The sequence below is a fragment of the Stenotrophomonas sp. PS02297 genome (genome assembly GCF_029959705.1).
GTDB lineage: Bacteria > Pseudomonadota > Gammaproteobacteria > Xanthomonadales > Xanthomonadaceae > Stenotrophomonas > Stenotrophomonas nitritireducens.
In genome coordinates this window covers 1-10,526 of sequence record NZ_JASCOS010000122.1, presented here as the reverse complement: position 1 = coordinate 10,526, position 10,526 = coordinate 1, and the positions used below count along the sequence as shown (strand labels likewise).

The window sequence follows — 10,526 nt, the reverse complement described above, 5'->3', positions numbered from 1 at the left end:
CGGTAGAGCGGGACAACGCCCCGCTGCGGCTCTGCCGGGAAGTCCTCCGCCGGGCGTTGCCCGGCGCTACAAGGCGGCGCGGGCTGCAGGTTCGGTAGAGCGGGGCAACGCCCCGCTGTAGCTCTACCGGGAAGTCCTCCGCCGGGCGCTGCCCGGTGCTGCAAGACAGGGCGATGTCCCGGCTGGCTTTCGGCCTGTCCCGCGAAGGCGGGTCGATGCCGGCGCCTGTCCATGGGTCGCGCCGTCGCAGGACAGGGTCGGATGGCTGTGCGGCATTGTCCGGACAGGCTGTCCGCCCTGTCTGCGGGACAGTGCGGAAAGTCTCTTCTGAAATCGTATGCGACATCGTTGTCATGCACTGGATATGCTAATTTCGGCGGTCTTTCCGGGAGTTTTCGCACCATGATCGAACGCCAGCGCCGCACCAAGATCCTCGCCACCCTCGGACCGGCCACCGATGCGCCGGGCGTGCTCGACGATCTGTTCCGCGCGGGCGTCAACGTGGTGCGGCTGAACTTCTCCCATGGCGATCCGTCCGGCCAGGCCAAGCGTGCGGCTGAAGTACGCGCCGCGGCCAACCGCGTCGGCGTGGAAGTGGGCATCCTGGCCGACCTGCCGGGTCCGAAGATCCGCATCGAGCGCTTCGCCGGCGGCAAGGTGCAGCTCAAGGCCGGCGACCGCTTCGACCTGATCGCCAGCGCCGACGCGGCCCCCGGCGACGCCAGCCAGGTGGGCGTGAGCTACCTCGGCCTGCCGCAGGACGTGGGCCCGGGCGATGTCCTGTTGCTGGACGATGGCCTGATGCAGTTGCAGGTCGTGGAGGTGCAGGGCGAGCGCATCATCAACACGGTGCTCAACGATGGCGTGCTGTCCGACCGCAAGGGCCTGAACAAGCAGGGTGGCGGCCTCTCGCTGGGCGCGCTGACCGAGCGCGACAAGGAGCTGATCGGCATCGTGGCGAAGATCGGCGTGGACTTCATCGCCGTCTCGTTCTGCCGCAACGCGCAGGACATGAACGATGCGCGGGCCATCGCCCAGCAGCATGGCTGCGACGCGGCGCTGGTGTCCAAGATCGAGCGCACCGAGGCGATCGAGAACCTGGAGGAGATCGTCGAGGCCAGCGACGTGGTGATGGTCGCGCGCGGCGACCTGGGCGTGGAGATCGGCGATGCCGAACTGCCGGGCCTGCAGAAGAAGATCATCAAGGCCGCGCTGGCGCAGAACAAGGTGGTGATCACCGCCACGCAGATGCTGCAGTCGATGGTCGAAAGCCCGATCCCGACCCGCGCCGAGGTGCTGGACGTGGCCAACTCGGTCATCGACGGTACCGACGCGGTGATGCTGTCGGCCGAAACCGCGGCCGGCGCCTATCCGGTCAAGGCGGTCGAGGCGATGGCGCGCATCTGCCTCGGCGCCGAGCGCCAGTTCCAGATCGATACCGATTTCAACGCATCGCCGCGCAACCTGGAGCGCGCCGACCAGGCCATCGCCATGGCCACGATGTTCCTGTCCCAGCACGTGGGCGTGCGCGCGATCGTGGCGATGACCGAATCCGGCGGCACTGCGCGCTACCTGTCGCGCTTCCGCGCCAAGGCGCCGGTGTTCGCGGTGACCCGCCACGACGGCGCGCGCCGGCAGATGGCGCTGATGCGCGATGTGTTCCCGATCAACTTCGACAGCCGCGGCTTCACCCCGCGCGAAGCCGCGCGCGGCAGCATCCGCCTGCTGGTCGAGGCCGGCCTGCTGCAGGTCGGCGACCGCGTGGTGTTCACCAGCGGCGAGCACATGGAAACCCATGGCGCCACCAACACCCTGCGCCTGCTCGAGGTCGGCAACGACGGCCGCGCCAGCGGACTGGGCGAGCTGTAAGTCCGGCTTGGCCCCGGAAGGCGGTGGTGCCCGGCCGTTGGTCGGGCAATGCGCCGTGATTCGCGGCATGACCGGGTCTGTAGGGCGGGGCTTGCCCCGCGGCGGTTCGATCATGAGGCCCGTGTCCATGCCCGCGCAGAACCGCTTCTTGCAGGAACGAGGTCAGTCGCGAGCGGGGCATCGCCGGTAACGACTCAGCGGGGCGCTGTCCCGCTCCATGGAGGGATTTGCTGGCTTCCCCGGTAGTCGGCGAACAACCACGGAAACGGGGGTGGTTGCCCACCCCCGGCGACTTCCCTGTCGGTGCCGCCCGCCACACCGGGAAACCCAGGACGCAACCGGCTTCGGGACCGCTCGGGGCCGGCGCATGGACAACCCCACGCAGCAACCTGCGACCGGCTCCGGCGGTTGCCGTGCGCTGTCGACGCCGGCCTCCGCTACCAGCTGAAACCCGCGCCGGCGGAAACGCCCCTCTCACTGCCGGAGAACGCGCCGCTCAACGACACGCTGGCGTTGGGGGCAACGATCCGCTGGTAGCCCACCGCCAGTGCGGAGCGTCCGCCCTGCATGCCGACACCCACGCCCACCCGGTTCTGTCCCGGCAGGCCGGCAGTGTTGAGTGCGGCGGCGGCCATGGCGCCCCCCATCGCGCCCATGCGGTCGATACGCGCATCCATGTGGCCCAGGCGGCGGTCCACGTCGCTGCGGAACTGGGTGAACTGGTCGTTCCAGGCTGCGAATTTCTGGTCGGTGTAGGTCCTGGAGGAGGCCAGCGTCTGGGTGGCACTGGTGTCGGTGTAGGACTTCGACGTGGCCAGCGTGGCGGCATCGCCGGCGGCCATGTCCTCGCGGACGGCGGCTTCGCGGACATCGGTGTAATCCTTCGCCCCGCCCAAGGCCGCGCCGGCGACGGAAGCCACCTGGGCGTCGGTATAGGCATTGGCCGAGGCCAGCGTTGCTGCATCGCCGGCATCGGCATAAGACTTGGCCGCATCCAGCGCCACGTCCGCCGCGGTACCGGCGGCGGACGCCACCTTCGCATCGGTGTAGGCGTTGGCGGCGGCCAGGGCGCCGGCGTTGCCTGCCTGCAGCTGGCGAAGGTTCACCGCATCGGTGGCCTGGGTGCCGTCTGCCAGATGGATGATCTGTTGCTCGCCGCCGGTACGCCCCACGGCCACGGCGTAGTCGCGGTCGGCAACGGCCATGTAGCCGATGGCGGTGCTGCCGATGTTGTCGGCATGCGATGCGTAGCCGAAAGCGCTGCTGTATTGGGCGTTGGCGACGTTGAAGGCGCCGAAGGCGCTGCTGCCCCAGCCATTGGCGGTGTTGGTGTAGCCCACGGCGCTGCTGAGCATGCCGTTGGCGGTATTGAACCCGCCGATTGCAGTGCCGTAATCAGCGCTGGCTTTGCTGCCCACCCCCACTGCGCTGGCGGCTTCGCCGCTGGCGGAGACGGCGGCGCCGACCGCGACCGAGCCGGCGCCACTGGCGGTGCTGGTCTCGCCGGGATTCCAGACGCCGTCGCCGTTGAGGTCATACCACCCGGACATGACGATGCTGCCCGTGCCCGAAGCCTCGCCCATGTAGCCGAAAGCACTGCCCATATTGCCGCTGGCGTCGTTCTTGTAGCCGAAGGCGTTGCTGGCGGTGCCGGTGGCGATGTTGACGTAGCCGAATGCATTGCTGAAAGGACCACTGGCGGAATTGCTGCTGCCGAAGGCACTGCTGCCTGTGCCTGCAACGAAGTTTCTCCAGCCATAGGCGTTGCCGCTGCCGCTGGCATTGTTCTGATATCCGGAAGTCGTGGCACTTGCGGAGCATGTGGTGTTCTCGACGCCGCTTTCAGTGCCTTGGTTGGTGTCGAGCGCTGGATTGGCGACCCAGCTCTGAGTCGCTGGATTCCACACCAGGCATGCCGGGTCTGCGGCCAGCGCCGGCAGCGCGACGGACGAGGCCAGCGCGAGCGCCAGCAGTGAAAGCACGGGACAGCGGGAAATGCGTGGCTTGCGGATGTACATGACGTTCTCCGGTCGGGCGGGGCTTCATTGCCACCACTGCGGAGAACACGGAAAGCGGCAGCCGGCTGACAGCCGGCGTGAGTCCGTGCCTTGCCACGGGACGACGCACCACTGCCGTCCGGCTTTCCTGGAGGCAGTGACCACGTCCGTGGGAACGGGTTTACCGGCGACGGCTTTCGGCTATCGTGCCGGCATCCACCTGCCGGAGCCGACGCATGTACAAGCCCTGTCTTCTGTCGCTGCCGCTTTTCGTCGCGGTGCTGGCCGCCTGCTCACCCACGCCACCCCCTGTGGCATCCGCACCGGAAGGGGTGCCCACCGAATCTGCCGGGACCACCGGAGCCGCGGATGCGACGGTGGCCGCTCCTGTCGTCGACAGCTGGGAGCTTCCTGATACCCCCGGCACCCGCGCGCAATGGGAGGCGCGTTTCGGCAAGGAAAACCTGCGTGCGGAAACCCGCTATGGGCCGGAAGGCGAGGGCGAGTATCCGGTGCTGGTGCTGTTTCCGGACGATGCGCGCAAGCGCCTGGTACTGGACCTGGACGCCGACCGCGCGGACGCGGCGGTCACCGGCGTGAGCGTGTCCGATGCGGAGTCGCTGTGGCATGAGGCCAGCGGCCTGCGCGTCGGCATGCCGTTGGCGGAACTGGTGGCGCTGAACGGTGCGTCGATCAGCTTCTTCGGGCTGGACTGGGATTACGGCGGCACGGTCGAGGACTGGCACGACGGCAGGCTCGGCAACCCGCCAGGCGCCAGCCGGTTCCGCGCGGTGACGCTGGTCGCGCGCGAGGGCGCCGATGGCGATGCGGTACCGGTGGGCGACAGCAGCTTCCGCAGCGATGATGCCCAATGGCCCGGTATCGGCAAGGATCTGCTCGTGGGGGAGATCGGCATCCATTGGTCGATGGACGGCACGCCATAGGCGGCATCGGCCGGCGGGCATCTGGCGGGCGGACAGGGGCAGCCTGACCCGCCCTCCTTGCCGGCGACCGGGGAGCAATGGAAGATCGCCGGCAGGACGGGGAGGGCGAAGGGATGGGCGATCCGGCAGGGGACGTCGCCGCGCGCGCGGCATTCTGCGAGCTGTACGACGAACTGCAGCGGCTGGCGCATCGCCGGCTGGGCCGCGCGCGGCATACCGCGCTGGATACCGTGGCCCTGCTGCACGAAACCTTCCTCAAGCTGGATGGCAAGGTCGCGTCCGTGGCCGGTCGCGGGCAGTTCATGGCGCTGGCCGGCAAGGCCATGCGCCAGGTGATCGCCAACTACCTGCGCGACCGCCAGGCGCAGAAGCGCGGTGGCGGGCTGGAGCGGATCACCCTGCACACCGGCCTGTCCGGCGCTGCCACCGACACCGACGCGCTGGACCTGGAGTCGGGCATGCAGGCGCTGGAGCAGCTGGACCCGCGCCTGGTGGAACTGGTGGAGTGCCATTTCTACGGCGGCATGGAGTTTTCCGAGATCGCCGCCCTGCGCGGCTGCAGTGAACGCACCGTCTACCGCGACTGGCAACGCGCGCGTGCCTGGTTGCATGCGCGTCTGGGAGCGCCGACATGAGCACGGAAAAGGAGCGCTGGCAGCAACTGTCGGCGTTGTTCGAACGCGCGCTCGATGGCGATGCGCGGCAGCGCACGCTCCTGCTGGCGAGCCTTGCAGGGCAGGAGCCGGCACTCGCCGCCGAACTGGCGCGGATGTTGGCGGCGGTGGACGAGCGGGGGCCGCTGGATGCGCCGGCGGCCGACATGCTCGATGGCCGCCTGCCGCCACATGCGCCGGTGGATGAATCCGGCCAGCAGCTCGGGCCATGGCGCCTGCTGCGGATGCTCGGCCATGGCGGCATGGGCTGCGTCTATGAAGCGCGGCGCGAGGACGACAGCGGCCAGCGCGCGGCGATCAAGCGCCTGCAGCCGCACTGGACCGGCACCGTGCATGCGCGGCGCTTCCTGGAGGAACGCGGCATCCTGGCGCGGTTGTCGCATCCGGGCATCCCGGCGTTGATCGACCATGGCATCGATGCGCAGGCGCGCCCCTGGTTCGCGCTGGAATACGTGGATGGCGGCGACCTGCTGCACCATGCCGACACGCAGCGCCTGGACCTGCGCCAACGCGTGGAACTGTTGCGGCAGGTGTGCGCTGCCGTGCAGCACGCGCATGCGCACCTGGTCGTGCACCGCGATCTCAAGCCGGCCAACCTGCTGGTCGATGGCGAAGGCCATGCCAGGGTGCTGGACTTCGGCGTGGCCAAGCGCCTGGATGTGGACGCAGGCACCACCCGCACCGGTTCCCATGCCGGTTTCACCCCCGAATACGCCGCACCCGAGCAGGTCCTCGGGCAGCCGGTGAGCGTCGCTACCGACGTGCACGCGCTGGGCGTGGTGCTGTACGAACTGCTGTGTGGCGAGCGTCCCTGGCGCTTCGATCCGGCCAACCTGCAGGCGGCGGCGCAGGCCATCACCACCGGCATGCCGGCGCGGATGGAGACGGTGCTGTCCTCCGGCAGGCCCGAGGAAATGGCTGCGCGCATCGCCAGCCGGCGGACCACCGGGGCGGCGTTCCGTCGCTTCGTGCGCGGCGATCTCGGCCGCATCGTGCAGACCGCGCTGGCCAAGGAGCCGGAGCGGCGATATGCCAGCGTGCAGGCGCTCTCCGACGATCTGCAGCGTTTCCTGCAGGGGCGCACGGTATCGGTGATGGGCGATACCTTCGCGTATCGCGCGCGCCGGTTCGTGCGGCGCAACCGCTGGAGCGTGGCGATGGCGGGGCTGGCCGCGCTGGCGATGCTGGCAGGCCTGGCCGGCACCACCTGGCAGTTGCGACAGGCGCGCGTGCAGCGCGACGCGGCTTTGGCCGAAGCGCGCCGCAATGCGGCCATCGGCGACTATTTCGCCATGCTGTTCCGCGATGCCGGCGACCGCATCGATGGCGAGCGGGCGACCGCGTCCGATGTGCTGGGCGACGGTGCGCGCCGCCTCGCCGACAGCTACCGTGGCGACCCGGCCACCGGCATCCACCTGGCAGTCACCACCGCCGACCTGTCGCAACGCCTGGGCGACCTGAAAGCAGCGCAGGTACTGTACGAGCAGGCGCTGGCATGGCCGGGCATCGAGGGTTTCCCCGGCCAGCGCGCCGCCGCGCAATACGGGCTGGGCGTGGTGCGTTACTTCAATGGCGACAATGCCGGTGCACGCGCGCTGCTGGACGAGGCGCTGGGGTACTGGAAGCGCGATCCGGCCCGGCACATGGTGGACCTGCAGGAAAGCGCGTCGCTGCAGGCCAACCTGGAGCGGGCCGATGGCCATCCGGACGTGGCGGCGCAGGTGCTGGAACAGGCCATCGCCGCGCGTCGCGCGTTGTTGGACGGCGGTCCGGATCGTATCGTCGCCGCGCGCACCGCCGACCTGGCGGCCGCCTACATGGGCATGGGCGATGCGGCGCGGGCGCGGGAGACGGCGCAGTCCGCATGGGCGATGTTCGAGCGGTTGCAGCTGCAATCCACCAGCGACGCACTCGGCGCGCTCAACAATGCCGCGGTTGCGTCGGTGCAGCTGGGCGACCTGGCAGTGGCCGAGCAGTCGTTCCGCCGCGCGGCGGAAATCTACCGGCGGGCCAATCCGCAGTCGCCGCACCTGGCCGCGCTGCTCAGCAACCTGGGCACGCTGGAGCTGAAGCAAGGGCGGCTGGACGACGCGCGCGTTGATCTCGAACAGGCGCTGGACATGGGCACGCGCCTGGGCGGCGAAGGCAGCCGGGTGGCGATGGGAACGCGGCTGCGCCTGGCCGAACTGCTGGCGCGGCAGGGAAACGTGGTCGAGGCGACGACCCTGCTGCAGACGCAGTTCCATCTGGCCGAGCAGCAGGGCGATACGCGCGGGCCGCTGCATGCCGGCGGCCTGCTGCTGCGTGCGCGTTTGCGGCTGGGCGCGGGCGATCACGGCGGCGCGCGCAACGACCTGGATGCGCTCGATGGCCTGGTCGCCGCGCTGGGACCGGCCGGTGCGGTGATCGGCAAGGAAGCCGCGGCGCTGCGCGCGGGATTGCGTTGAGGCAGGCGCTTCGTCGCCGGGCAGCGAGACCGGTGCAAGCGGATGCTGTTGCCGGCATTCCTTCGGGCCATCGATGGTCAACGCCAGGACCGTTCCTGGCGGCTTCTTGTCCGTTGCGGACAAGCTGGAAACGTTTGCAGGCCATCCTTGCGGCCGGCCCATGACGGCCACGGGCTATAATCCGGTTTTTCCCGCACCCCGTCACAGGAATTTCATGAGCATCGAACTGCTGGCTGAAACCGCCCAGGCCATGGTCGCCCCGGGCAAGGGCATCATCGCCATTGACGAATCCACCGGCACGATCGCCAAGCGCTTCGCAAGCGTTGGCATCGAGAACACGGAAGAGAACCGCCGTGCCTACCGCGAGCTGCTGCTGACCACGCCCAAGCTCAACGAGCACATCTCCGGCGCGATCCTGTACGACGAGACCATCCGCCAGTCGACCAGGGACGGCGTGCCGTTCGCCAAGTACATGGCCGACCACGGCATGATTCCGGGCATCAAGGTCGACAAGGGCGCGCACCCGCTGGCCGGTTGCCCGGGCGAGCTGGTCACCGAAGGCCTGGACGGCCTGCGCGAGCGCCTGCAGGAGTACTACCGGCTCGGCGCACGCTTCGCCAAGTGGCGCGCGGTCATCAACATCGGCGAGAGCATCCCGTCGGGGACCTGCATCGAATCCAACGCCCATGCGCTGGCCCGTTATGCGGCGCTGTGCCAGGAATGCGGCCTGGTGCCGATGGTCGAGCCGGAAGTGATCATGGACGGCGACCATGACATCGAGACCTGCTACGAAGTCACCGAAGCCACCCTGCGCTCGCTGTTCGACGCGCTGTACCAGCAGAACGTGCTGCTGGAAGGCACCATCCTGAAGGCTTCGATGGTCATCTCCGGCAAGGACTGCGACGAGCAGGCCGACGTCGAGGAAGTGGCCGAAGCCACCGTGATGTGCCTGAAGAGCACCGTGCCGGCGATCCTGCCGGGCGTGGTGTTCCTGTCCGGCGGGCAGAGCGACGAGCAGTCCACCGCGCACCTGAACGCGATGAACCAGCTCGACAAGCTGCCGTGGCCGCTGAGCTTCTCCTACGGCCGCGCGATGCAGCAGGCCGCGCTGAAGCTGTGGGCCCAGGACATGAAGGGCAATTACGACGCCGCGCAGAAGACCGTGTTCGAGCGCGCCAGGGAAAACGGCATGGCCGCGCTGGGCAAGTGGGAAGGCTGATCGCGGCCTGCCCGTGATGGATATGGAAACGCCGGCCTTGCGCCGGCGTTTCTGTTTCCGGGCAGGTCGAAAGCCTGGGCCTGGTCCGCCGCGCCCCGCGGTATAGGGCGACGCCCGGAGGCGTTTGCGGTAATGCCCCAGCGGGGCGTTGCCCCGCTCTACGGGGAAACGTGAGGTTCTGTAGCGCCGGGCAACGCCCGGCGGGGCTTTCGCGGTAATGCCCCAGCGGGGCGTTGCCCCGCTCTACACGGAAACGCGAGGCTCTGTAGCGCCGGGCAGCGCCCGGCGAGGTCTTTCGCGGTAATGCCCCAGCGGGGCGCTGCCCCGCTCTACAGGGAAGCGTGAGGCTTTGTAGCGCCGGGCAGCGCCCGGCGGGGGCTTTCGCGGTAATGCTCCAGCGGGGCGCTGCCCCGCTCTACACGGAAACGCGAGGTTCTGCAGCGCCGGGCAACGCCCGGCGGGGGCTTTCGCGGTAATGCTTCAGCGGGGCGCTGCCCCGCTCTACACGGAAACGCGAGGCTCTGTAGCGCCGGGCAACGCCCGGCGGGGGCTTTCGCGGTAATGCCCCAGCGGGGCGCTGCCCCGCTCTACAGGAAGCCGCTGCCCGCCGCGTCGGGTAATTGCGCGAGGCGCTTCTGGAGAAAGGCTAGCGTGCGAAGGAGGGCAGCGGGTCGTCGATGGCCGGCGTCGCCGCACTGGCCTGCCCGGCGACGGCCAGCGCCTGCTGGTAAGCCTTGAAGGTGGCGGTGTTGTAGGCCACCAGAACGATGCGTACCGGACGCGCATGGCTTTTCTGCCAGGTGACGGTCTCGGTGACGGCAATGACGGCGGCCTGGTGCATCGGATAGCCGTAGACGCCGCAGCTGATGGCCGGGAAGGCGATCGATTGCAGCTGCATCTGTTCGGCCAGGCGCAGGGATTGCCAGTAGCAGTTGGCCAGCAGCGCGGCCTCGTCGCGCTGGCCGCCGTGCCAGACCGGGCCGACGGTGTGGAAGACATGCCGTGCCGGCAGCGCGTGGCCGGCGGTGGCGCGGACCTCGCCGGTGGGGCAGCGCACGCCCGGTCGCAGTTCCGGCAGGCGCTCGCATTCGGCCAGCAGCCCGGGGCCGGCAGCGCGGTGGATCGCCCCGTCGACGCCGCCGCCGCCGAGCAGGCTCTCGTTGGCCGCGTTGACGATGGCGTCCACGTCCAGGCCGGTGATGTCGCCCTGCCAGATGTCGATGTTCATGCCCGCGATCTTCCCTTTCCCTATATGAGCAAAACGTGACGGATGCACGGCTTGCGTCCGCCCGCGGCAAAGTCTGAGGCGGGGGCGTCTCGGCCGTTGCGACAGGCGGCCGGACAGCACGAAGGCCGCGCGGGGCGGCCTTCGTGCC

Annotated in this window: 7 protein-coding genes; 5 read left to right on the top strand and 2 right to left on the bottom strand. The window is 69.3% G+C overall.

The features are described 5' to 3' along the window. Positions 1-402 precede the first annotated feature (402 nt). Complete coding sequence (gene pyk / locus QMX80_RS16395; protein ID WP_055771530.1) at positions 403-1,869, top strand: pyruvate kinase; 1,467 nt, start codon at positions 403-405, stop codon at positions 1,867-1,869. A 437-nt stretch (positions 1,870-2,306) separates the two neighbouring features. Here pyk and QMX80_RS16390 read toward each other — a convergent pair whose 3' ends face one another. Further along, positions 2,307-3,851, bottom strand: coding sequence for a YadA-like family protein (locus tag QMX80_RS16390; protein WP_282278210.1), 1,545 nt, complete (start codon positions 3,849-3,851; stop codon positions 2,307-2,309). A gap of 392 nt (positions 3,852-4,243) precedes the next feature. Between QMX80_RS16390 and QMX80_RS16385 the strand changes: the two genes are divergently transcribed. From QMX80_RS16385 to QMX80_RS16370, 4 genes are all read left to right on the top strand, one after another. Next, positions 4,244-4,810 (top strand): hypothetical protein, encoded by a 567-nt coding sequence (locus tag QMX80_RS16385; protein ID WP_282278208.1) that lies wholly within the window; start codon positions 4,244-4,246, stop codon positions 4,808-4,810. 113 nt (positions 4,811-4,923) lie between these two features. After that, a complete protein-coding gene (locus QMX80_RS16380) occupies positions 4,924-5,445 on the top strand; it encodes an ECF-type sigma factor (protein WP_273082528.1) in 522 nt (173 codons plus the stop codon). After that, complete coding sequence (locus QMX80_RS16375) at positions 5,442-7,931, top strand: serine/threonine-protein kinase (RefSeq protein WP_282278206.1); 2,490 nt, start codon at positions 5,442-5,444, stop codon at positions 7,929-7,931. Before QMX80_RS16380 ends, QMX80_RS16375 begins: the two co-directional genes overlap by 4 nt. A 214-nt stretch (positions 7,932-8,145) precedes the next feature. Then, positions 8,146-9,150 (top strand): class I fructose-bisphosphate aldolase, encoded by a 1,005-nt coding sequence (locus QMX80_RS16370; RefSeq protein WP_055771518.1) that lies wholly within the window; start codon positions 8,146-8,148, stop codon positions 9,148-9,150. 646 nt (positions 9,151-9,796) lie between these two features. Here QMX80_RS16370 and QMX80_RS16365 read toward each other — a convergent pair. Next, on the bottom strand, positions 9,797-10,378 hold the full coding sequence (locus QMX80_RS16365) for an O-acetyl-ADP-ribose deacetylase (RefSeq protein WP_282278205.1): 582 nt from the start codon (positions 10,376-10,378) through the stop codon (positions 9,797-9,799). Positions 10,379-10,526 lie beyond the last annotated feature (148 nt).

What these genes read in the sequence shown, in the direction of transcription:
- QMX80_RS16380 (WP_273082528.1), top strand. Translation starts at nt 4,924, where the DNA reads ATGGGCGATCCGGCAGGGGACGTCGCCGCGCGCGCGGCATTCTGCGAG.
- pyk (WP_055771530.1), top strand. Translation starts at nt 403, where the DNA reads ATGATCGAACGCCAGCGCCGCACCAAGATCCTCGCCACCCTCGGACCG.
- QMX80_RS16375 (WP_282278206.1), top strand. Translation starts at nt 5,442, where the DNA reads ATGAGCACGGAAAAGGAGCGCTGGCAGCAACTGTCGGCGTTGTTCGAA.
- QMX80_RS16370 (WP_055771518.1), top strand. Translation starts at nt 8,146, where the DNA reads ATGAGCATCGAACTGCTGGCTGAAACCGCCCAGGCCATGGTCGCCCCG.
- QMX80_RS16365 (WP_282278205.1), bottom strand. Translation starts at nt 10,378, where the DNA reads ATGAACATCGACATCTGGCAGGGCGACATCACCGGCCTGGACGTGGAC.